Source organism: Streptomyces sp. NPDC047085 (genome assembly GCF_040643735.1).
Taxonomy (GTDB): Bacteria; Actinomycetota; Actinomycetes; order Streptomycetales; family Streptomycetaceae; genus Streptomyces.
The window spans coordinates 220,476-243,349 of record NZ_JBEYUW010000007.1; the positions used below are offsets into that span (position 1 = coordinate 220,476).

General features: G+C 72.6%; 13 protein-coding genes. 3 read left to right on the plus strand and 10 right to left on the minus strand.

Annotated features, from left to right (window positions below; genetic code table 11):
* Positions 1-6: 6 nt before the first annotated feature.
* From ABZ865_RS24740 to ABZ865_RS24785, 10 genes are all read right to left on the minus strand, one after another.
* Positions 7-693: a hypothetical protein gene (locus ABZ865_RS24740; protein WP_361234216.1), complete on the minus strand. Its 687-nt coding sequence runs from the start codon at positions 691-693 to the stop codon at positions 7-9.
* Entirely contained in the window at positions 690-1,238 is a 549-nt protein-coding gene (locus ABZ865_RS24745; protein ID WP_361234219.1) for an SUKH-4 family immunity protein, read from the minus strand. The genes ABZ865_RS24740 and ABZ865_RS24745 overlap by 4 nt, the downstream gene beginning before the upstream one ends.
* Positions 1,239-7,853, minus strand: coding sequence for a DUF4157 domain-containing protein (locus ABZ865_RS24750; RefSeq protein ID WP_361234222.1), 6,615 nt, complete (start codon positions 7,851-7,853; stop codon positions 1,239-1,241). It lies immediately after the preceding gene.
* Positions 7,850-8,134: a hypothetical protein gene (locus tag ABZ865_RS24755; protein WP_361234224.1), complete on the minus strand. Its 285-nt coding sequence runs from the start codon at positions 8,132-8,134 to the stop codon at positions 7,850-7,852. Before ABZ865_RS24755 ends, ABZ865_RS24750 begins: the two co-directional genes overlap by 4 nt.
* On the minus strand, positions 8,125-10,089 hold the full coding sequence (locus ABZ865_RS24760) for an ATP-binding protein (RefSeq protein ID WP_361234227.1): 1,965 nt from the start codon (positions 10,087-10,089) through the stop codon (positions 8,125-8,127). The genes ABZ865_RS24755 and ABZ865_RS24760 overlap by 10 nt, the downstream gene beginning before the upstream one ends.
* Positions 10,090-10,125: 36 nt before the next feature.
* The gene (locus ABZ865_RS24765) at positions 10,126-11,052 is read right to left on the minus strand and encodes a DUF4255 domain-containing protein (RefSeq protein ID WP_361234230.1); all 927 of its coding nucleotides are present in this window, start codon (positions 11,050-11,052) and stop codon (positions 10,126-10,128) included.
* A 96-nt stretch (positions 11,053-11,148) separates the two neighbouring features.
* Positions 11,149-11,907 (minus strand): hypothetical protein, encoded by a 759-nt coding sequence (locus ABZ865_RS24770; RefSeq protein WP_361234233.1) that lies wholly within the window; start codon positions 11,905-11,907, stop codon positions 11,149-11,151.
* Positions 11,900-12,619, minus strand: a complete 720-nt coding sequence (locus tag ABZ865_RS24775) for a hypothetical protein (protein WP_361234236.1) — start codon at positions 12,617-12,619, stop codon at positions 11,900-11,902. Before ABZ865_RS24775 ends, ABZ865_RS24770 begins: the two co-directional genes overlap by 8 nt.
* A gap of 33 nt (positions 12,620-12,652) precedes the next feature.
* Positions 12,653-13,177: a phage tail protein gene (locus tag ABZ865_RS24780; RefSeq protein ID WP_004003113.1), complete on the minus strand. Its 525-nt coding sequence runs from the start codon at positions 13,175-13,177 to the stop codon at positions 12,653-12,655.
* 34 nt (positions 13,178-13,211) lie between these two features.
* Complete coding sequence (locus ABZ865_RS24785) at positions 13,212-15,071, minus strand: phage tail sheath subtilisin-like domain-containing protein (protein WP_361234239.1); 1,860 nt, start codon at positions 15,069-15,071, stop codon at positions 13,212-13,214.
* Between the two features lie 580 nt (positions 15,072-15,651).
* Here ABZ865_RS24785 and ABZ865_RS24790 point away from each other — a divergent pair.
* From ABZ865_RS24790 to ABZ865_RS24800, 3 genes are all read left to right on the plus strand, one after another.
* The gene (locus ABZ865_RS24790; protein WP_361234242.1) at positions 15,652-16,506 is read left to right on the plus strand and encodes a DUF4132 domain-containing protein; all 855 of its coding nucleotides are present in this window, start codon (positions 15,652-15,654) and stop codon (positions 16,504-16,506) included.
* On the plus strand, positions 16,503-21,503 hold the full coding sequence (locus ABZ865_RS24795) for a hypothetical protein (RefSeq protein WP_361234245.1): 5,001 nt from the start codon (positions 16,503-16,505) through the stop codon (positions 21,501-21,503). The genes ABZ865_RS24790 and ABZ865_RS24795 overlap by 4 nt, the downstream gene beginning before the upstream one ends.
* A 196-nt stretch (positions 21,504-21,699) precedes the next feature.
* A complete protein-coding gene (locus ABZ865_RS24800) occupies positions 21,700-22,869 on the plus strand; it encodes an AAA family ATPase (protein WP_361234248.1) in 1,170 nt (389 codons plus the stop codon).
* Positions 22,870-22,874: the final 5 nt, after the last annotated feature.

The following is a 22,874-nucleotide window of genomic DNA, read 5'->3' on the forward strand; positions in this document are numbered from 1 at the left end:
CTCTCCTCATCCCCTGCCGGTCACGAGGTCGGCTCCGCCGAGCCCGAGCGCGCCCAGGCCCCCGCCGCGCGCCGCGGCCGCGAGCCGTTCCTTCTGCGCGAGGTGCGCCATGTAGAGGTCGGCTCCGCGATGCCCGGCGGGCAGGTCGCTCACGGTGAGGATCTTCATCCCGACGCTGAGCGAGGCCCGGATCGGATTGAGGTTCACGTCGAAGGCGGACTCGTTGACGGAGAGTTCGGTGAGCCGGACGGGCATGACCCGCTTGCTTCCCCAGGTGAACAGGGTCAACGGCATCTCGATCGGGCTGATCTCGATGGCGCCCTTCCGCGACAGCCGGGTCGCCGCGCGGAGCTGCGCGGTGGTCGGCTGCACGAGCATCTCCAGGGTGGCGAGCTGCGGGTGGATCCCGTCGGGCGCGGCGATCTCCAGCTGGTCGGTGGCGTCGATCTCGGCGGTGAACTTCCACGTCTCCTGCGCGGGGCCCTTGAGCCGCAACGCCTCGTTGCGGTCCCCGCTGCCGGCTCCACCCCCACCCGCGTCCCCACCGTCCCCGGCGGACTGCGGCGCGATGCTGCGCTCCAGGGTGTCCGGGTTGAACTGCAGCACGATGACGCGCTGGGGCGTGCCGCGGTCGGGGTCGACGACGACGATGCCGGAGCGAATGGGTTTGGGGATGTCGGCGTAGCGGGTCACGAGCGACTCTCCTGCCCCTTCAGATGGTCCACGACGATGGACCACCAGCTGTCGGGCACTTCCAGAGCCGGTGGGTCCTGCTCGGCCAGACGGGACCGGAGCTCCTCAACAAGTTCCAGTCGCTCCGCCTCCGCTGCTGCGTCGATCTTCTTGAGATAGACACCGCACTGCTGGAGGAACGCGACAAAATCATGGATGGTGCTGTTGATGGTCTCCATCTGCATGTCGCCCTCGGTGAGGGCAAACATCCCCACGAGTCCTTCGTGGACGTCGAGGAAATAGCGGACATCCTTGTCGCCGGGCGACCCACCGATGACCAGGATTTTCGCATCCCGCCCCGAAGCATCGAATTCATGGACAGAAAAGTTCACCGGCTCACCCACCACCCGAGTGGTAAAGATGGGCGACAACTCCTTGGGCAGGCCGACCTCGGAAAGAACGCGCGCCACCCCCGACTGGAGGCCGATTGCGCGAAGTTGTTCGTAGTTCACCGAGGTGACATTCTGCTCGCCGAATGTCCGGACGAGGTCGAGGTGCGAAACCATCTAAAACCACCATTCAGGTTCTATGGTGACGAGGGTCCCTTCGGCTTCGAACGTCTTGTTCACCTTGGGCCCCATCTTCCTGTTCGTGTCACTGTCGAGCATCTTCAGGTTCTTGTAGGAGTCTAGCCCATCGAGGAAGAGATCGATTTCGTGATCAGGATCCATACTCAGGACTATTCGCTTCACTCTGTTCTGAAGATCCTTGTCGTGACTTGACCGCTCGAGAGCGAGCACCCTGACCGCCTGCCCATAGCCCTTGGTGAGCTCCTTTATTCGCCTTGCATCCTCCATTCGCTGCCGCTTCTCAGGGGTGTCCATTTCAATGAGATTATCCTCCTCGTACTCACCCGTGATCGTCCTTACCAGCTTGCTTTCCTGTTCAGCCTTCTTCAGCATCAACACCTTGCGCGTATAGCCGATCTTGTCGAAGTCCTGCTTCCATGTGACCTTGGCTTTCCCGGGTTCAGGGGTTTCTCGCTTGGCCGTGAATCGGTGGGTGGATTCCTGGAACTTCGAAACACGACTGGCTTTGGCCAGGCCATCAGAAATCTGCTTGTTGGTCCCCAGAGTGACGTCTTCGCCTGCCTCTTTCTTCTTGAGCGCTTCCCGGGCGTCCCGCTCTGCTTCCCGGATGACCTGCCGGGCATCCCGATCGGGATCGTTTTCCAGGTCATCCGAGAGATCCGTGATAATGCGCTTCACCTTTGCCACCAGCGCGTCCAGTCCGCTGTCATCGAGTAGGACGAGCCAGGGTGACCCTCCGGTGAAGCCGAGAGCTTCTTCCAGCTCTTGCTGTTTCTTTTCGCCGAGCTTGTTCAGGTGGGCCTCGATCGCGATACGAGCCTGTTCCTGGGTCGTCACCTTGCCCGTCGGATTGAGCGTGGCTGTCGTCGTGAAAGGGCGGGCCCCTTCGGTGGAGAGATCGGTGAGCCGATACCAGGCTCGTAGACCGACAAGAATGCCCTTGAGGACCGACTTGTTCACACCACGCTTGAGCAGACCCTCCAGCTTGGGGCGAATTCTGCGGATTATCGCTTGAAGGCGGTCCTCCTTCGACTCCTTGGAGTTCTCGTCCCTCTTGCGCTGGTCCTTCTTGTCCTTCTTCTCCTTCTCCGGATCCTTGTCCTTCGGCCGCCGGTCCTCACGCCTGTCGCGCTTAGGCCTTTTCGGGCCCTTCGACTCGTGCTTGTCCTTCGGCCGCCTGCCGTCCTCGTCCTTCTTCTTCGGCTTGCCGGGCTTGTCGCCGTCCTTGTCCCTGTCCTTGGTCCTGTCCCTGTGCCTGTCCTGATCGGCGTCGGACTTGCGCTTGGCCGGGGTGTCCTTGTCATGGGACTTGGGCTTGCTCGGGTCGTGATCCTTCGGTCCGTCGGGGGACTTGCCGTCGGTGTCCTTGGGTTTGCCGGCGCTGTCCTTGTCGTCCCTGGGTTTGCCGGGGGTCTTGCCGTCGGGGGTCCTCGGCTTGGTCCCCGCGTCGGGCTCTTCCTTCGGTTTCGGCCGGGGCTCCGCCTTCGGCTTCGGCTTCGCGGCCGGCGTCGGCCTGGTGTCGGGCTTGTCGTCCCCGTCCTTCGGCCTGCCGTTCTTGTCCTTGCCGGTCGGTGACTTGGGCTTCGCGGGAGTCTTGGCGTCGGCCTGCGTCCCGGGCTTTCCGGGGGCACCGTCCTTGTCCTGGTGCGGCTTCTGCGTCGTAGCAGGGCCCGACTTCTTCGCGGGCTCGGCCTGGGGCCTGTCGGCTCCGCTCTTGTCGTCCGCGCCGTCGGAGGCCGTCTTCTTTCCGCCGCCCGGCTTGTCACCCTTGCGCTTGCCCAGCTTCGCCGCCACGCCCTTCAGGCGGCGGCCCACCTTGGCGACGTATTTGCCGATGCCGTTGAGCAGGGCCTGGTACAGGACCTCCAGGAGGGCAACGACGCCGGCCGCGACCGCTTTGGCGAAGAGGATGCCGGCGCCGCCCATGCGGACTGCCTTGAGCCAGGCGAGGACCGCGCCCAGGGAGCGGAGGATGGCGCTCAGGGCGCCCCAGGCCGTGCGGATGGCGTCGATGACGGCCATGACCCAGCCGGCGCCGGGGATCAGCTTCGCGACGACCTTGGTGATCACCAACTCACCGATGATGAGCGGGAGTTGCGGAACCACCGCGTCCCACGCCTCCTTGACGATCTTGTCGAGCGAGAAGCCGCCCTTGATGAGCTTCTCGATGATCGCCTTGGGGACGCCGATGATCTCCTCGATCTTCTCCTGGAACCAGGCCTTGACGGCCGACGAGACCTCGCGGAAGAGGTGGTTCTTCGCGCCGTCCACCGCCGAGTTCTTCGCGCCGCTCAGCCAGCCGCCCGGGTCGGAGAGGAAGTCGACCGCGATCATCATCCAGGCACCCAGGGCGCTCAGGAGTTTCGACGCGAACTCCAGAACGGCCTTCACCGCGTCGACGATCGCCTTGACCGCCGCCAGCAGCGCCTTCTTCAGGACGTCCAGGATGCTGCTGAGGAGCTTGCCGATGGCGTTCAGCAGATCCGTGACGGCCTGCTTGAGCACCTGGGCGAGCCGGTTCACGAGGGCGATCGCCGCCGCGATCAGGTTCGTAATGAACTTACGGATCCTCGCCGCGAGTTCGATCACCGCCCGCACCATCGACAGCGCGAACTCGATCAGGTCCTTGATGAGGTTCTTGATCGCCTCGACGATGTTCTTGCGGGCGTCGTTGATCCAGCGCTCGACCGTGTCCTTGAAGTTCTTGATGAAGCCGATGACGGCGTCGCGCGCCGCCCGGATGACCCGGACGATCGCGTTCTTGATCTCGAGGACCTTCTGCTTGATCCAGTCGAAGGCCTTGCTGACCCAGTTGCCCGAGTCCTGGACGGCACCGTCGCGCTGCTTGTTCGCGTCGCGTTCGGCCTTGTCGCTCTCGTCCTGGATCTTCTTGTCGCTGCCCTCCTTCTCCTTGTCGACGTTGTCGTCGGTCTTCTTCTCCTCGTCCGCGACATCCTTACGGACCTTGTCGTGCCGCTCGGTCTTCTTGTCGCCGAGGGTCTTGAGCTCCTCGTCCTGCTCCTTGCGCCAGCCCTCGCGCTGGGCGGTGACCTCGCCCAGCGCCTTCTCGCGCTCGCCGGCCTGCGTCCTGGTGTTCGCCGCGATCTCGGCGTCGACCTTCTGCTTGTGCTCGGCCTGCGAGGAACGGAAGTCGCGGTCCTTGGCCTGCCGGCCCTCGGACATGCTCTTCTGGCCGTCGCTGAACGCCGCCTGGAACTGCGGGCCCTGCTCGTGCTCCGCGACCTCGGAGGCCGCCTCCGGCGGTACGGCGCCGGTGGCCCCGCCGCCCTCGACCGCCGCGCCCTCGCCGCCCCGCGCGCCCGGCACCTGCGCGGTCAGCTCCTCCTTGGGGGCGTCGGGGTAGACCTGGTCCTCGCCCATCCCCCGGCCGGAGTCGTCACGGGCGGTCCCGAGGGTCTCCTGGCCCTTGGCCTCGACATGGCCGTCCTGCTCACCGGCCGTCCGCTCCGCCGCGCCCGTCATCTGGACACCCGGCGCGTTGCCCGCCTGGGCCTGCTTGAGCGCCTCGTCCTTCGTCGGCAGCCCCGCGAACTTCGCGGCCAGCGCCTGTGGATCCACCACCGGCTTGTCGGCACCGAAGAGGCTCGCGACCCCGTTCACGATCTTGCCGCCGATGAAGCCCAGGGCCATCTTGAAGGTGTCCCAGCCGCCCGGCTCCTCGGCCTTTTCCGCCTCGATCTGCCCCTCGGGCTCCTTGGCGCCCTTGACCTCGGCGTTCTCCTGCTCCGGGGCCTGGGCCTCCGCGGGCTTGTCCTGCGAGTACTGCGCCGGGGCGTCCGTCTTCGGCCTGCCCTCCAGCGTCCGCGGCGCGCCCGCCGGGCGCTGCATCGAGGGAGGCGCCGACGCCAGTGCTTTGTGCTCGTCGCCGACGGAACGGTCCACCGCGCCGCCGACGCCGCCCATGGCCTGAAGTGCCTTGTGCGGCTTGAGTTTCGAGGCCGTCGCCAGGCCCGCCTCCGGGGAGACCCCGGAGAGGTTCGGCACCGGGCCGGAGTCCTTCTTGCCCTTGGCGCGAGAGGGAGCGCCGGTCCCGCCGCCACCCCCGGTACCGCCACCGCCGCGCGGGGTGCCGGTCGTCGCTGTGCTCGGCGACGGTCCGGGCTGCGGCGCGGCCTCTGGCTCGGCTGCGGGCTCCGGGGCCGCTTTCGCCGACGTGGGTTCCGTCTTCGCGGCAGCGGGCGTGGCCTTGGGCGTCGGCGCCGGTGTCGGTGCCGGTGCCTCCGTGCGAGCCTGCGGTGCGGTACGGGACTCATGGGCGGGCGCCTCACCCGCCCCGGGCGCGCCTGCGCCACCGGATGTTCCGGCGGGCCCGGACGTCCCGGAGGACTCGGACGTTCCCGAGGCAGTACTCGGAGCAGTGGCCCCGCCTCCGGCTGTGTTACCGGTGCCCGCGCCGCTCCCGCCCGATTCCCTCGCCCCGGCGTCCGCCTGCGCCGACTGGCCACCGGTCGCCTTCTGGGACTCCTTCTCCTGGCCACCGGCGCCCCTGTCGCCCGCGGCGGCGGTGCCCTTCTCCTCCTTGGCGGCCGACTCCCTGGCCTCGCCGCCGCCCTCGGACTTGCCCTCGGCCCTGCCCGGCGCCTCCTGCACCGTCGTCTGCGCGGCGACGGGACCCGCCTTGGGGTCGTCGCCGTTCTTGGGATCCCGGGTGGCCGGTGCGGGCGGCGCCGCGGCGGCCTGCTCCAGCGCGAGACCGCCCGGTCCGGCCCCGTCGTCCGGCCCGCCCTCGGTCTCCTCCGCCGACGGCCCCGGCTCCATGTCGGGCTCGGCCGCGTCCTCCTCGGGTTCGGCCGTCGCGTCCTCGGCGTCCTCCGCCTCGCGCTCGGCCTGCACCTGCTCCGCCCTGGTCGGCGGTGGGGCGGGGAAGGACGGCGCTGACCGGGCCGTGGACGCGGCCGGGTCGAGCTGGTCCGCGGTCGGTACGGCGGACACGTCGAGGTCCTGCTGCGGGACGAAGTCGTCCGGCTGGAGCTTGACGTCCCAGGCGCTCGGCTCTTCTCCCCCGACCTCGACCTCCGACTCGCTGCCGGAGCCGAAGGGGTCTTCGTCGGCCTGCTCCTCCGGACCGTCGAGGTCTTGGGTGCGCCGGCCGTCGAGGGTGCTGAAGGCGCCCGGGAGCCGGGCGTCCTTGCCGGATGCGGCCGCCGAGCCGGCGGGCTGCTGCTGCCCCCGCCGGTCCTGCTGCTTCAACTGCCGTCCGGACACGGCAGCTTCGGCCGCGCCCGGGCGGTTCTTCGCCGCCGACTCCTCCCTGCTCGCGGCGGGCGCCTCCTTGCGCTCGGTCTGCTCCCGACCGCCCTCGTCTCCCCTGCCCCCCTTGTCTCCCCCGTCTCCCTGCCTGCTGTTTTCCGCGCCCTCTCCCCGGCTCCCCGAGTCCGCGGACTTCCGCTCACCCTGCTGCCCGCCACCCGAAACCCCACCGGAGGGGGCCGACGACTGCTCCTGCCGGGATCCGGACGCCCCCGCACCCGACGCGGGCCCCTGCGCCGTACCCCGCCCGGAGCCGGACCCCCGTGCGCCGGGCGCCTCCTGCTCCGCGCCGCGTGGCGCGCCCCCGCCCTGCGGAGTACTCCCGTTCTCTCGCGTCCCGCCGTTCTGCGGCGTGCTGCCTGCCGCACCCTCCTCGTCGGTCTGCTCCTTCTCGGGCCCCGGCGCGAGGCCCGGCCGGTCCTGCTCCGCCCGTTGTTCCGAAGCCGTCCGCCGGGCGTTCTCGCGCTCGGTGCGCAGTTGGTCCGCCGCGTCCGGCTCGGTCTCCGGGGCGTCGTGCGCGTCGCGTTCCAGGTCCTGGGCGTGGTCGTCGTACGCCCCGATCTCGTCGACGAGGTCGAGCACGCGGTCGTGCTCGGGTGCGAGCAGCCGGTTCTCCAGGCGGACGAGGACGCTGTCGAGCAACTCCTCGGGCAGCCGAGCGAGTTGCTTGCGGGTGCGCTGGGACAGGTCTTCGGGGTCGCCGCGCAGTGAGCGCACGACCGAGTTGGCGAGGCGGTCGACGAGGGTCGCCGGGTCCATCGCCTCCGCGCGGTTGCGGTCGGCGTCCACGGTGGCGTACCGCAGCCAGCCCGGGGTGGCCTGGCCCTCCTCCACCTCGGGATCGGACTCGGTCCGCTCGGGCCGGACGAGCTCCCGGGCGGCCGACTCGGCCTCCCGCTCGATGGCCTGCTGGGGCAGGCTGACGGCGCCCGTCTCCCGCCCGGCCCGCAGGGCGCCGAGGCCGTGCGGGTTCTGCACGGTGTGCAGCAGTTCGTGGGCGAGGAGGCGGCGGCCCTCGTCGGTGCCGGGCTTGAAGGCGCCCTCGCCGAAGAGGATGTCCTGGCCGACGGCGACGGCGTCCGCGCCGAGCAGCTGGGTGAGCAGGCCGGCGTCGCGGCCGGTGTGCAGGCGTACCCGGCTCAGGTCGTGCCCGAGCTGCTCCTCCAACTCCCGGCGCACACCGGGGTCGAGGGGCTGTCCGGCGCCGCTGACGATGTTCTTCGGCTCGGGGGCGCGGGACTTGGCGGCCCGCTCCTTGCGCTTGCGTCGGCGCTGTTCGGCTGCCTGCTCGGCGCTCGCCTGCTGGGACCGGTCGCTCACGGTGTCACCTCCCCGTGGCCGCTGAGGCCTTCGTGCACCGCGCGGGCCAGCTCCTGCCCCAGGCGGCGCGCGGACAGCCCGGCCGGCAGCGCCGCGAGGCCGCTCAGCGCGTCGACGGTCACGGCGCCGTTCGCCGCCAGCGGCACGCCGTGCAGCCGTACCAGGCGGGTCAGTTCGCGCTCGAAGGCGGCGGAGACGTGGGCGGGGTCCGCCCGGAAGCCGTCGAGCACCAGTTCGCCGATCTCCACGCGTATCGCCGAGGGCCGTCCGCTCACACCCATCCGCGCACCTCCGCCGGGGTCAGCGAGCGCTCCAGCTTGAGGTACTCGGTGCGGGCGGCCGCGAGCATGTGCCGCATCTGCAACGGGTCGCCCTCCTCGGCGGCGAGGAACGCCCCGGACAGGGCGATGTTGCGGATCGAGCCGCCGGCGACGGTGAGCCGGGCGAGGAGGGCGGGGTCGATGTCCTTGACCGGCGCCTGCGGTGGCAGCACCCGGCGCCAGATCTCGGCGCGTTCGTGCTCGGCCGGGAAGGGGAAGTCGACCACGAAGCGGATGCGCCGCAGGAAGGCGGTGTCGAGGGCCTGCTTCATGTTGGTGGTGAGGATGGCCAGGCCCCGGTAGGCCTCCATCCGCATGAGCAGGTAGCTGACCTCCAGGTTGGCGTACCGGTCGTGGCTGTCCTTGACCTCGCTGCGCTTGCCGAAGAGGGCGTCGGCCTCGTCGAACAGCAGCAGCGCGCCGCCACGTTCGGCGGCGTCGAAGACCCGGCGGAGGTTCTTCTCGGTCTCGCCGATGTACTTGCTGACCACCTGGGAGAGGTCGACCACGAACAGGTCGAGGCCCAGCTCGCGCGCCATGACCTCGGCCGCCAGCGTCTTGCCGGTGCCGGATCCGCCCGCGAACAGCGCGGTGACGCCGAGGCCGCGGCGCAGGGTCGCGGCGAAGCCCCACTCCTGATGGACGGTCGCCCGCTGCCGCACGTGCGCGACGATCTCCCGCAGCACGGAGGTCTGCCGCTCGTGGAGCACGAGGTCGCCCCAGCCCGCCTGCGGCTCGATCCGGCGGCCGAGTTCGTCCATGCCGATCCGGGCCTCGTCCAGCCCGGCCCGCCAGGCGAGTTGGGCGGCGTCCAGCTCGTCCTCGTGGGGCAGCCGGCGGCGTACGGCGGCTGCGGCGGACCGTACGACGTGCGGGGGCAGCTGGAACTGGGCGACCAGGGCGCGGAGTTCGGTGTCGCCGAGGTCGGTGATCTCCTCGAACACCTGGGACCAGAGTGCGAGTTGTTCGTCGTCGTCGAGCCGGGGCACGGGCACGCGTACGCCGTGCGGGCGCTGGGTGCGCAGCGGGTCCTCGCCGGACACGACGACGGGTACGGCGGCCCCGGCCAGGAACGCCTCGGTCGCGGCCCGCTGGTCGCGGTCGAGTTCGCCGGCCTCCACCAGCAGGGCGGCGGGCAGCAGGATCGCCTCCCGCTGCCACAGCCGGGCCAGCCGGTCGCGTTCGGCGGGGTCGGTCGGGGCGTCCTCGGCGCTCATCGCGTACAGACCGAGCCCGCAGCGGGCGGCCGCGGCCGCGGCGATGTCCGCCCGGCTGCGCAGATCGCCGCCGGTCACCTCGACCAGCAGCGGCGCGTCGGGGTCCCGGCCGTCCTCGGTCCAGCCCTCGGCGAGCCGGCTCGCGGCCAGGTCGTACGAGGGCGGCAGCGTGTCCGGTGCCGGGGTGCGGCGCAGCCGGCCGTGCAGCCGGGTGTCCAGGTAGGGCGAGCCCAGCAGGAAGTGCAGGATGCGTTCGTCCAGCCGAAGCCGGGAGGCGGTCAGCCGGGTCTCGTCCTCCAGCTCCACGATCCGCCAGCGCCGCAGCGGTGCCACCGGGGTCAGGGCGCTCCAGTGCGGCCCGTCCAGGGCGGCGAGCGCGAGGGAGAAGGTGGGGTACGCGCGCTGCGGGTCTCCGGAGGCCGCGGCACAGCGCGCCGCGGTCGTCGGGTCGAGTTCGTCGGCGGCGGTGAGCAGGACGAGGTCGCGCTCGAAGGGGGTGAGGCCGAAGCAGGTGACGAGGGCGTCGAGAGGGGTGGCGGTCTCGGGCACGGGGACGACGGCGGTGTCGGTGTGGGTGTCGGCGGCCTGCTGCTCGGTGGCGCGTGCCGCGTGGGCGTCGACGCGGGCGAGGACGCGCCGGATCCCGGCGGTCAGCTCCGCGCTGCCCGCCTCCGTCGCACTCGGCTCGTACGTACCCATGTGTTCACCTGCCCCCGTCGTGTCGCCCATGCCGTCTCAGTTCTCCGTGCTCTCGCCGCCGCCCCGGCGCTCCGTCCTCCGGGCGGCGGGCGGCGTGGATCGGGCGGTCCGGGGCGTGCTCTTCCGGGTGCGCGCCGGAGCCTTGGCCTCGGTATGGGCAGTGGTCTCGGCGACGCTCTCGGTAGCGGTCTTCGCCGTGGTCTTGGCAGCGGTCTTCGCAGCGGTCTTGGCAACCGTCTTGGCCACGGCTTTGGTGGCCTTGGTCCGAGCGGGCTCCTCAGTGGTGACCTCAGGCCCGTCGGCGGATGGCTCATCAGGACGCGGCTCAGCCCCCGGAGGGACCGGTGCCCCCGGCGCCCCGAACGGCAGCACCCGCACCTCGGGCCGTTCGACCGGCGTCGCCGGGACGGGCGTCTCGAGGCCGTCGATGAACACGAGGGAGGCCTGGTAGACCACCGACAGGGCGTACGGGGTCTGGTAGAGCATCCCCCACAGCTTCGACGTCTCGTCGACGTCCATGACCGTCGGCGTGAACCGCACCCGCTGGGCCGCCTCCGCGAGGTTGCTGCCCGCCAAGTAGGGGCGTTCACCAGCGAGTTCGATGACGTCCTCGGGCAGGACCGGTATCTCGTGCAGCGTGCGCACCACCGAGCCGATGAGCCGCTGCCCGACCAGCTCGGTCTCGTCGCCGTACGCGCTGATCACGTAGTGCAGGTCGAGCGCGGCGGCGGCCCGGCGCACGAGCCTCCCGTCCGGCGCGCGGGTGGGCAGGTCGTTGTTGCGCTGGGAGGAGTTGGGGGTGACCTGGTACAGGAAGACGGAGATGGTGGGGTCCGTGGGCGGCTCGGCGGGCGGCTTGCGCGGCTCCACCTTGACGGCCATGTCGATCTCCGGCTGGAGGTGGGACTCGATCAGCAGGGCGAGGGCCTGGCTGACATGGGCGATGGCGAGTGCGTTGCTCATGACGTCAGTTCCTCGGTTCCTTTCGTGTGACCACTCGTCCGGCCCTTCGCGCGGCCTCTTGTCTTGCCTCTCCCGCCGCTGTCACTCCCGTGCGGCTCACTCGCGCCCCCGGGCCAGGTAGTCCGCCAGGCTGAGGGCCGCCCCCGGCCGCTCCGTGGGCCGCGCTGGCTGCCGTGCGCCGCCCCGCGACGGCGCCTGTCCGGCCGTGACCTCCAGCCGTCCGATCTGCACCTGCACCACCTGCTCGGGCGCCCGCCCGGGCCGGCGTGCGGCGGCCTGTCGTACGGCGTCGCGCGCCGCCGCCGTGTCCGCGGCGCTGGGACGCGGTGCCGCGGACACGACGGTGGGGGGAGCGGCGTCCGTTCCCGGGAGGGTGGGTACGGACGCCGCCGCCCGGTCAGCGCCCGGCTCCGGGCCTCCCCGCCCGGACATGCGCGCACCGGTCCGGGGACCCGCGGACGGCCTCGGCGCGAGGGGCGCGACGGGGCGCAGCAGCGGTGCCTCGGGCAGGGGCCGCGGGGCCGGGCGGGCCTGCGGTTCGGCGGGTGCTCGCTCCGTGTGGACGACGGTCCGCTCCCGTTCCGTGTGGTGGCGGACCTCGGCCGGGGCCGGCCGGGGCTCGTCCCGGTGCGGTGCGGGTGCGGGTGTGGCGGTGGGCCACAGCGCGGAGTCGGCGGCCTCCGGGTCCGGGGTGCGGGCCCGCACCGCCTCGACGCGTTCGAACGGTCCGGGCAGCCGGGGCCGTACCCGGACCGTGTCCGGTCCCGGGGCCGCGTGCCGGGCGATCAGCCGGTCGAGGAAGTCGGGTTCCGCCCCGGACGCCCGGGAGGAGTCGGACACAGAGGAGTCAGACATCCGCACACAGCTCCAGGTAGTAGCGGCGCCGCAGCGGGCTGAGCGCCAGGATCTCCGGCTCGCTCCAGCCGTATGCGGTGGCGAGCAGATGGACGTCGAGGAGCAGGTCCCTGGCCCAGGCGTCCAGTTCGGTCCACAGGTACGAGGCGATGTCGAGGTCGGCGCGGGTGGCCGTACCGCACTCGGGGCAGGCGATGTTGAGGGTCACGTCGGCACCGGGGTCGGCCGCCTCGACGGCCTCGGCGATCCGCCGCCGCACCGGCGCCGGAAGGGCATCGGCGGTCTGTGCCGTCCCGTGGTCCACGGCCGAGACCAGGCAGCGGGCGAGCAGCGCGGCACGCGGGTCCGCGGCCCGGGCCGCGGCCGTCAGGTCGGCGGCGGCGGGCAGCCGGAAGACGATCTCCCAGCCGCCCTCCGCCAGCCGTACGACCGGCTCCTCGGGTGCGCTCAGCGACCGGGCGAAGTCCCCGGCGTCCAGCTCGAACTCCATGTCCGCGCCGCACGCCCCGCACTCCAGCCGTACCTGCATCCGCTCCCCGAACAGGGCGCGGCGCAGGGCGAACAGGTCGGACTCGCGTGCGCCCACGGGCAGCGCCGAGACGTCGGTGTCCGGGCGCGCCGTGCGGTGCAGCAGCAGGGCGCGCCCGGCGGGCGCCTCGGCGAGCCCCGCCTCCCAGGTGGCCAGCAGCCCGGCCGCCCCGGTGATCGCCATGTGTTCCCCCCGGTCTTCTCAACTCACCCTGAATCAGGCCGGGTTGAGGAAGGAGGGCTCCTCGGGCTCGGGCACCTCGTAGTCCCGTTCCCAGCCCTCGCACTCGAGCTTCAGCGACTGGATGGCCACGGCGTTGGCGTTGGCGTCGAGTTCGCCGAGGACCTGGTACTCGCTGGGCCAGGTCCGGTAGAGCTTGTGCGAGACGGCGACCTGGCCGGCCTCGTTGAGGACCTGGATGACGATGTCCTTGCGGAAGTCGGCGAGGGACACCTCGGAGCCGAGGCCCGCGCCGACCTGCCAGACCTTGTTGGCCCAGCGGTCGAACTCGGGGTCGTGGGTGACCCCGCGCTCCAGCGTGATGCCTTCGAACTCGGAGCGGCCGGGCGACTTGCGCGGGGAGGAGGGGTCGCCGCCGTGCCGGTGCTTGACGACCTCGGTGGTGCGCTTCAGCGGACTGATCTTGCTGATGCCGGCGACCGTACGACCGTCCCACAGGACCAGGAACTTGAAGTTCTTGTACGGGTCGAAACGATGGGCGTTGACGGTGAACTCTGCCATCGGATTCCTTCAGCTCTCCAAGATTCCCGTGGGCCTACAGCTCGAACTGGCCGGACGTCTGCTGGATTTTGACGATCACGAACTCCGCCGGGCGGACCGGTGCGATGCCGACGAGGACGTTGACGACGCCGTTCTCGATGTCCTCGGCGGTGGTGGTGTCGCTGTCGCACTTGACGAAGTAGGCCTCGCGCGGGGTGCCGCCCTTGAAGGCGCCCTGCCGGAACAGCGTGTGCAGGTACGAGGAGGCGGCGAGGCGGATCTGCTGCCAGAGGTTCTCGTCGTTGGGCTCGAACACGACCCACTGCAGGCCGCGTTGGAGGCTCTCCTCGATGTGCAGGGCGAGCCGTCGTACGGGCACGTACTTCCACTCGCTGTCGAGCGCGTCGGAGCCTTCCAGGGTGCGGGCGCCCCAGACGGTCGGGCCGGTCAGCGGGAAGGTGCGCAGGCAGTTGACGCCGAGCGGGTTGAGCAGTCCGGTCTCACGGTCGGTGAGGCCCACGGTGAGGGAGTGGACGCCGGCGAGGCGCGCCTCGGTGCCGGCCGGTGCCTTCCACACGCCGCGCTCGGAGTCGGTGCGCGCGATGACGCCCGCGACGGCGCCGGAGGGCGGGAAGGAGCGCAGCCGCCCGGTGAGCGGGTCGGTGAGCTGCAGGTGCGGGAAGTACAGGGCCGCGTGGTTGCCGCGTACGGCGTCGAAGGCGGCGAGTCCGGCGCGTGCCGAGTCCACGCTCACCCAGGTGCCGGGGGCGTCCACGAGCAGGAAGATCCGCCGTTCCTGACACAGCCGCTGGGCGGCCGAGACGACGGTGACGGCGTCCTCGGTCTTCTCGTACGACGCCAGTTCGGGCAGGACGAGGAGGTTGACGTCGGCGACCTGGCGCAGGGCCTGGATGCCGGTCTTGTCGGCCTCGGAGCCGATGAGGTCGCGCGGTCCGGGGGCCTCGCCGTCCTCGCCGCCCGCGAGCGGGAAGACGGGCGGGTTGACGGAGGCCTCCAGGCCGAGGTCGTTGGCGCACTCGCCGAGGAAGCGGACGACGTCCTCGGGGTCGGTGGAGCCCGCGACGACCTGGATGCGGCGGCCGAAGGCGGTCACCTCGGCGCCCGCGAAGGCGTGCTTGCCCGGGGCGTCGGGCAGGGCGCGCAGCTTGCGTTCGAGCAGCAGCGCCAACTCGGCCACGGAGGACGGGGCTTCGCCGTCGCAGTCGGGGTCGTAGAGAGTGAACTCCCGCTCGACGTCGCCGATCTTGACGGTGAGGTCGACGGACAGGTCGGGCAGGTGGTGGCCGAACGGCTTGGAGACCGTCCCGGAGGGGTCGGGGCGGCCCTCGCCGACGACCTCGACGCGGATCAGGCGGGAGCCGGCGTTGATGACCGTGGGCGCGTAGCGGTCGTCGGACGGGTCCGTGGACAGGCCGGTGAAGCTCTCGCGGGCCTCGCCGCGGGCGTCGTACACGCGCAGGTTGAAGGTGTCGTCGGGGCAGGTGGTGTCCTGGTCGACGGCCAGGCGCAGGCCGTTGCCCCACACGCCGGGCTCCTTGGCGTGCACCTGGAGGACATCGCTGTCGCTGTGCCCCTCGGTGGACCTGAGGGTGACGCAGGCGGCCTTGCCGCTGCTGGCCCTGGTGACGCGGACGACGACGGCGACGGTGCCGCCGTTGCCGAAGAACTGGTGGACCGCGTAGCCGACGGCGCTGCGAGCGCTCAGCCCGCCGAAGCGGCGCTCGAACTCCGCGAAGCTGGTGACGCGTACCGGCTCGTTCAGCGGACCGCGCCGGGTGTGGCCCACGAAAGCGGTCACCGACGTGGTCAGGGTCGAGATGGTGCGGGTGCTGCTGGGAAGCTCTTCGACGTAGACGCCGGGGTACGTCGGCTTGGCGGCGCTCACCGCGCTCATCGGCTTTCCCCCTCCTAATCCCTGTCTCGGGCACCGGACGAAGACACCAAGAGACAGACAGCGGAGGGACATGTTCCGGTTCGGTGCGGCGGGCGCCCGCCGGGCTGGGCGGCAGCGGCCGGGCGCACCGCATCAGTTCCCCCGTCGGCGCCCGGGCGGTCGGTGCCCGGGTCAAGCAGTGCGCTTGCGACTCCTGATGCTCAAGTGCTCAATCCACCTTGTTGTGCGGTGAGTTGGACCTGCAAGGCGGGTTCCGGCCACGCAAGGCGAAGCTTTGGTGAAGGCTGCCTCGCGACATTCACACATCGCGCCCGCGCGCCCCGGACAGGGGGCGCACGCCTCCCCCACGGGGGGTCTCCGCACCTCGCGCGACCCGGTGCCCGGCGTGCGCGCCGTGCCCCGGACGCGCACCCCGGCCGCCCGCACGCGGCTCCGGGCCCCCCGAAGCCTCCCCGAGTCGTACACAACCCGTCGTGGCCGGTTCCGCCGGGGTGCGTGTCCGCCGGGGGAGCGAAAGGCGTTGTCAGTGGCCTCGCCTAGAGTTCCCGTCACTTGATCACTGCGGTGCGGGGAGGCACGTATGGGGTGGGTGTCGGCCGGCGACTACGAGGTCGCCCTCGACGGCGGAAAGGTGGTGTGCCGCAACGCGGCCGGGCGCCGGCTGAAGTCCGTGCCGCCGAAGCTCGCCGACGACCCGGCGGTCGTGGGCCTCAGGCAGCTCACCGAATGGCTGGAGCGGCACGAGCGGCAGTGTCTGGCCGACGTGGAGCGGTGGATGGTCCGCTCCCTGCCCGTGCCGCTCGACGTCGTCACCCGGGTGTGGCCCGACCCCGCCTGGCAGGCCGCCCTGCGCGACCTCGTCGTCACCGGTGCCGACGGTCGGGTCGCCGGATTCCTGCGGGACGCCGACTCCGGGCGCGGCCTTGGCCTGGTCGACCTCGACGGCGACACCGTGCGCATCGCACCGGGCCTGGTCCGCATCCCGCACCCGGTGCTCCTCGACGACCTGGAGGAACTGCGGGAGTTCGCCGTCGAGCTGGGCGTGGAGCAGCGCGCCCAGCAGCTGTTCCGCGAGGTGTGGCACCGCCCGGCCGGCCTCGACGCCGAGGGCACGTACGTCGAGGAGTACGCGGGCGGCTCGTACAAGGAACTCCGCTTCCTGCACGGCCGGGCCGCCCAGCTCGGCTACCGCGTGCGCGGCGGGCACGCCGTGTGCTCCGTCCTGGAGGACGGCCGCGGCGTCGAGGCCCGCGTCTGGGTCGGCGACTACGACGGCTGGGCCGAGACCGAGACCGGCCCGCTGGTGTGGACCGACGCCACCGGGCGGACGCTGAAGCTCGGTCAGGTCGGGCCGGTCGCCTGGTCGGAGGGCATGCGCATGGCCGCCGCGCTGTACGCCGGGCGGGACATCCAGGACGAGGAGCAGGCGGCATGACGACGTACGACGAGACCACCCTGACCGCACTGCTGGACGCCGGCGCCGTCCTGCCGCCCTGCAGCACCGCGCGCGAGGACGCCGACAGCCTCACCGTCCGCACCTACACCCACCCCGCCCTGGACGACCGCCCGATCGTGCGCCTGGTGCCGGGCACCCTCGGCGAGGCCGAGGACCTGGCCCTGGAGTTCCTGGGCCTCGCACGCGAACCCGAGGCGCCCGAGGTCGGGCAGGTCCGCAAGGAGACCCTCGGCTTCCCGGCCTGGGCGCTCGTCAACGACCCGGCGAACGGCCACCACGCCCTCGCCCTGGTCAAGGACATCGAGCGGCTCGCCCGGCAGGCCAAGTCCAAGCCGGGCAACGCCAAGGACGGCTTCGAGGTGCTCGGCGAGCGGCTCGGGCGGGCCGTGCCGCACTTCCTGCCCACGTTCTACGAGCAGGCCGCGCGGGTCTTCCTCCAGCACGAGAACACCACGTACGCCGCCGCCTTCTTCGGCAAGGCCCGCGAGGCCGAGCGGGTGCACGCGCTCGCGGTGGACGAGGAGCGGCAGCGTGCGGTGTTCCTGGAGTTCGCCTTCGCCGGGGCACTGACCGTCAAGGCCCTCAAGGAGCATGTCAAGGACCTCGCCCGGCGCCTCGACCCGGCCGCGGCCTGGGCGCAGTTCCGGCAGCTGACGGTGGAGCGCTGCGCGGCCGGCATGCCGCCGTACGCCTCGCTGCCGCAGGACGCGCGCGGGCTGATCAAGGCGGCGGGCCTGGACCGGGTCACCGAGGAGTGCGCCCTCGTCGCCGACCTGCTCGCCTCGCCCGCCGCGGTCCGGGCACCCGCGTCCTTCTGGAACTCCTACCGCGCGACCCTCACGGTCCTCGGCGAAGAACGGCCGGCCGTCCGGGCCCGCCTGCTGGAGATCATGCCGGCCGGGCTCGGCCGGGACGTCGAGGACGACGAGTTCTGGCTGACCCTGCTCGCCGAGTGCGGAGCCGAGCGGCTGCTGACCGACGCGGAGGCGGCCGGGGAGGCCGAGGAGCACGGCGTCGATCCCGCCGACTGGCTGACCCGGTGGGCCGCGTTCCGCAAGCACGGCGGGTCCTTCTCGCGCCGCTCGCCCGCCACCCTGGCCCTCGTCGCGCGCATGGCCCCGGGGCTGCGCGCCGCCGGGCGGCCCGTCGACCTGTTCGCCGGCCGCTGGCACGCCGGAGCCGACCTCGACCTGCTGGACCTGTGCGCGGCCGAGGGCATCGCGCTCACGGTGCCCGGCGCGGACGTGAACGTGCATCTGCCGCTCGCCGGCTGGCTGAAGGACACCGCCGCCGGCCGCCGGGACCTGGTGGCCGTCGCCGCCGACCCGCGCTTCCGGCGCCTGCTGCACCAGGCCGTCGGCGCGCTCGGCAACGAGTCACAGGCGTCACAGCTGCTCAAGGACGTCGCCGGACACCCCGTGCTGTCCGGCGTGCTGCGCGAATGGCTGGAGCGGCATGCCGAGTACTACACGCGCGCGACGGGGCTGCCCGGCGCGCGTGCCGCGCTCGACCGGCTGCGCCCCTACCGGACGACCGCCACCGGGACCGCGCCGGACGCCGTGGCCCGCGTCGCCGGACACGCCGTGGCACCGCTGCTCGGCCGCACCCTGCGCGCCGGGATCCTGGACGAGCTGGGCTGGCCCGCCCTCGACGAGGCGCTGACGCTCCTCGACACGGAGACCAGGAAGGGCGAGGACGACACGCTGACCGTCCACGAGGCCTGGCCCGCGCTGATCCTGCAGCGCCGGCACAAGGCGGTCGTGGTCGGTCCCGAGAAGGTGCTCCTGGAGCACGACCTGCGCCTCCCGGTCGAGCTGGACCGCTGGCAGCGACCCCGCTTCCACCACGTGGACGGGGAACTGCTGGTGATGTGGCGGCAGGGAGGCAAGCAGTACGGCTACTGGTCGGCCCGCCCCGCCGAGGTGTTCGAACTCGGCGGCGAACAGCTCCCCTCCTACTGGTCCGGGAACAACGCCGACACCCCCTCGATCCCGCTGCCCGGCGGCGGCCGCGCCACGGGCGGCCGCACTCTGCACGCCGGGGACACGGTCCTGCCGCCGAGCCGTGCCGTGATCGGCGACGGCACCTCTTTGTGGCGCCAGGGCAGGCAGGGCCGGGAGACGCTGTGGCTGGAGTACGACCCGGCCACCGGCACGCACGGCCGCGCCTCGCTGCCCGCGCTGCTGCGGGCCGGCATCCGCGAGGACGCGAGTCTGCTGCCGGCCCAGAGCGAGGTGCTGCCGCTCCAACCGGGGCTGGAAAACAGCCCGTTCGGCACCGACGGCACGGTGCTGGGGCGCTGGGTGCGCCTGGAGGGCAAGGGCGACGAGGCCCGGCGGGTCGCCGGCACGCCCGACGGGCGCACCGTCTCCATGCCGACCGCCCACCACGGCCGGTCGGGCGCCATGCCGCTCGGGGCGCTGCGGCTGCCCGGTGGCGCCGAGCCGGTCGCCGCGCAGATGTTCCGCCAGATCGGCCTGTTCGCCGCCGACGACACTTCTGACGGCGGCGAACTGGGCCGGGTCACGCCCGGCGAGCCCGGCCGGGAGTACGCCGCCGGGACGCGGCTGGTGCCGCCGCCGCCCTTCTGGCACGCCCTGCGCCCCCGCGACGAGCAGGGCTCGGCCGTGCTGCGCGCCCTGACCGACGAGCAGGCGGCCGAACTGCTGCGCGTCACGGCCCTGGCGCTGGCCGGCTGGCAGGAGGCGCTGGCCCAGGCGGGCGCGGACGAGGCTGCCAAGGCCGCCGTACCGCCCGCCGACGAGGTCGCCCTCGAGGCCGTCGCCAGGGCTCTGCCCGAGCTCACCGACGGCCGGCTGCTGGCCGGTGTCACCTCGCTGGTCCGCGTGGCGCTGCGGATCACCGAGTCGGCCACGGCGTTCGCGAACCCGCCGGAGGAACGGCCGCGGCAGCCGCGCAGCCGCACCGAGGGCATGTACGCCGACTACAGCCCGGAACACGGCGACGACCGCAGCCTGCACGACGCCCTCTCCGGGATCGTCGGCCTGCACGGCTGGTGGTACGGGCAGCGGTGGACCGTGCTGCGCCAGATCCGGGCGGTCAACCACGTGCTGTCCGGCAGGCCGGCCGACGGCAAGCCGCTGCCGGGCCGTGAGCGGCTCGGAGCCCTCTCCGACGGCTGGCACAGCGAGGAGTACACGATCCCCGAGATCGGCATGGTGTGGCCGGACGTCCTCGGCGTCCTGCGGGCGCTCGCGCACCGGGCGGCCTCGCCCGCCCTGACCGACGCCCGACGGGAGCCGCTGCTCCTGCTGTTCGAGGCGATCACCGAGGGACCGCTCCTCGCCGCCGACGGCACGCTCCGGCAGATCCTGCTGAGCGAGCCGCACGACCGGCAGCAGCGGGCCGGCCAGGTGCTGCGCCGGGACGGCCGCACGGTGGTGATCCTCGGCTGCCAGAGCATCGACAGCCGGCGGGACCGCGTGAACTGGCTGGCCCTGGACCACGACCCGGCCGGCGCGTTCGGCGCGGTCGCCCACTTCACCCTCGACCACGAGGTCCGGTATGAGCCGGGCATCACCGCCGACGACCTCGCCACCGTGACCCGGCTGATCCGGGACAAGGGCGCCGCGCCCTGGCAGGCCGAGGCACCGCAGGCGCTGGTCGCCGCCACGGGCGGTGGGCTCGGCCCGCTCCAGGCCGCCGCGCTGCTCGCCGGCCTGCTGCACGAACCCGGCGCCGAGGCACTGGCCGTCACCGGGCTGAAACCCCGCCAGAACGAGGCCGCCGTCGCCCGCGTGAACGGCCTCGGCCAGGAGGATCGGAACGCCCTCCTCGGCGCCCTGCTGCCCACGGACCCCGCCGGCCTGTGGACCTCCGGGCCCGACACGCAGGCTGCGGGCCGGATCTGGGCCGAGCGCCTCGGCTCGCTGGTCCGCGTACCGGAGGAAGTCGCCGCCGACCTGGTGGGAACGGGCGCCGGATACGCCGAGGACGTGCTCAACCCGGCCCGCACCCCCTGGCTCAGCCGCACCACGGTCGTACGCCCGGACAAGGACGGCCGGCCCGTCCCGGAGGACCCCACCGCGGTGCCCGGCCAACAGGTGCTGTCCGCCGTCGTGAACGGCCTCGCCGCACTGGCCTACGTCCTGCCCTACGGTCACCCGCTGCGCGCGCACCTGCCCGAGGGGCTGGCCGCCGTGCGCCGCCGGATGGCCGACCCGGAGCTGCTGCTCGACCTCGGCGTCGACTGGACGGAGAAGGGCGCCTCGACCGCCGCGGCACTCCGCGAGGCCCACGGCCTGCCCGAGACCGGAGGGGCCGACGCCCACGGCATGACCCGGGTCGGCGAGGCGATCGTGCTGTACCCCCACTACCGCGAGGCGGAGACGGTCCGGATCCGCCCGGCCGCGGTCACCGGCCCCGAGGACCCCGTGTTCGGGCTGCTGGAAGGCCTGGTGGGCCCGGAGCGCCGCACCAGCCTGGGCGCGCTGCGCGCCCTGCTCGACGCACCGCTGACCCGCGCCGTCGAGGCCGGTACCGACGACGGCCGCGAGGGCTACGCCCAGGACCCGACCGTGAGCGTGCCCGCGCTCGTCGCCGAGGTCGCGGCCGCGCAGGGCCTGAGCGAGGATGCGGCCGCGCTCTACCTCCAGTTGCTGGCCCTGCCCGACCCGACGGACCGCAACTGCGCCCGCTGGACCGGCTGGAAGCCCGCCCGGACGAAGAAGGCCCGGGCCGAGCTGGCCGCGACGGACCTGGTCGTGGAGGCGAAGCGGCCGCGCGCCGGGCGCACCCTGTTCCTGCCCTGCGGCTGGCACGACCTGAAGTCGCCCGCGCTTCCGGTGGAGACCTGGAAGGAGGGCCTCTACCCGCTCGTCGACCACCGTCGCGCCCTGCCCCTGCTGCCGGTGCCCGAGCTGTTCGCCCGCGCCTGGGACCGCGTCCGCACGGGCGACGCCCCGGCGTACGAGGAGCTGACGACGCGGGCGACGCGGAGGGGGCGCCGCCGATGAACCCCGCCTCGCCGACTGCTGCCTGGGGCAGTGGGCCTGCTCGGGCCGGTGACGCTGCCCCGGCTCCGGCCGCTGCCCCAGCTCCGGCTGATGTCGTTGCGCCGACTCCGGCCGGAACCGCAGTGCCGCCGCTCCCCGCTCGTACCACTGGGCCGGCCTCGGCCCGTACCACCGTGAACGTGAAGGACTCCCGCCGATGACCGCCGCCCTCATCCCCGACACGAGCCGCCAGATCGTCCCGCCCGAGGACCGGTACGCCACGGAACTGGCCTTCCTCGCCGCCTACGACACCGGCCCGCGCCCGCCCGCGTGGCGGCTCACGCCCCGCGCCGTCGTCACGTTCGTCATGGGCAGCGCCGGCCAGGCGCTGCGGCTGCCCGACGACGCGGCGGCGCCGGAGGACGTGCCGCGGCGCCTGGAGATCACCGGCAAGTTCGTCGGCGACCGCGCGCTGGTGGAGCGGTGTGTCGTCACGCTCGCCGGTGAGCGGGGCCTGCTGCTCGTCGGCGAGCCCGGCACCGCCAAGTCGATGCTGTCCGAGCTGCTGTCGGCCGCCGTGTGCGGGACCAGCGGTCTGGTGGTGCAGGGTACGGCGGGCACGACCGAGGACCAGCTCAAGTACGGCTGGAACTACGCCCTGTTGCTCGCGCAGGGGCCCAGCCGGCAGGCGCTGGTGCCGTCGCCGGTGCTCACGGCGATGACGCGGGGTGCGATCGCCCGGGTCGAGGAGGTCACCCGGTGCCTTCCCGAAGTGCAGGACTCCCTGGTGTCGTTGCTCTCCGAGCGGCGCATCGCGGTACCCGAACTGGCGGGCGGCGACGACGGGTTGGCGCACGCGGCGCCAGGGTTCAACCTCATCGCCACGGCCAACCTGCGCGACCGGGGCGTCTCCGAGATGTCCGCCGCGCTCAAGCGCCGCTTCAACTTCGAGACCGTCGGCCCCATCGCGGACCTCGACGCCGAGACCGCGCTGGTGCGCAGCCAGGCCCGGGCGTCGGTGGAGCGGACCGGGGCGCCGTTCCAGGTCGACGACGCCGTGCTGGAGGCTCTGGTCACCGCGTTCCGTGATCTGCGGGAGGGCCGGTCGGCGGAGGGCTGGGAGGTGGAGCGGCCGTCCACCGTGATGAGCACCGCGGAGGCCGTGTCCGTCGCGGGCGCGCTGGGGCTGGCCGCCGCGTACTTCCCGGGTGACCGTGACGTCCTCGGCCTCCTCCCGGGCCATATCCTCGGCGTCGTACGCAAGGACGACCCGGCGGACGCGGCTCGCCTGCGGGGCTACTGGGACGGTCCGGTGCGGCGCCGGGCCGAGCAGGGCTCCGCCACCTGGCGCACCCTGTGGGACCTGCGCACGGTGCTGGAGGGCTGAACACC

Excerpts from the sequence above, each read along its gene's own strand:
- ABZ865_RS24745 (WP_361234219.1), bottom strand. The coding sequence starts at position 1,238 with ATGGTTTCGCACCTCGACCTCGTCCGGACATTCGGCGAGCAGAATGTC.
- ABZ865_RS24755 (WP_361234224.1), bottom strand. The coding sequence starts at position 8,134 with ATGGGTGTGAGCGGACGGCCCTCGGCGATACGCGTGGAGATCGGCGAA.
- ABZ865_RS24760 (WP_361234227.1), bottom strand. The coding sequence starts at position 10,089 with ATGGGTACGTACGAGCCGAGTGCGACGGAGGCGGGCAGCGCGGAGCTG.
- ABZ865_RS24765 (WP_361234230.1), bottom strand. The coding sequence starts at position 11,052 with ATGAGCAACGCACTCGCCATCGCCCATGTCAGCCAGGCCCTCGCCCTG.
- ABZ865_RS24770 (WP_361234233.1), bottom strand. The coding sequence starts at position 11,907 with ATGTCTGACTCCTCTGTGTCCGACTCCTCCCGGGCGTCCGGGGCGGAA.
- ABZ865_RS24775 (WP_361234236.1), bottom strand. The coding sequence starts at position 12,619 with ATGGCGATCACCGGGGCGGCCGGGCTGCTGGCCACCTGGGAGGCGGGG.
- ABZ865_RS24780 (WP_004003113.1), bottom strand. The coding sequence starts at position 13,177 with ATGGCAGAGTTCACCGTCAACGCCCATCGTTTCGACCCGTACAAGAAC.
- ABZ865_RS24785 (WP_361234239.1), bottom strand. The coding sequence starts at position 15,071 with ATGAGCGCGGTGAGCGCCGCCAAGCCGACGTACCCCGGCGTCTACGTC.
- ABZ865_RS24790 (WP_361234242.1), top strand. The coding sequence starts at position 15,652 with ATGGGGTGGGTGTCGGCCGGCGACTACGAGGTCGCCCTCGACGGCGGA.
- ABZ865_RS24795 (WP_361234245.1), top strand. The coding sequence starts at position 16,503 with ATGACGACGTACGACGAGACCACCCTGACCGCACTGCTGGACGCCGGC.
- ABZ865_RS24800 (WP_361234248.1), top strand. The coding sequence starts at position 21,700 with ATGACCGCCGCCCTCATCCCCGACACGAGCCGCCAGATCGTCCCGCCC.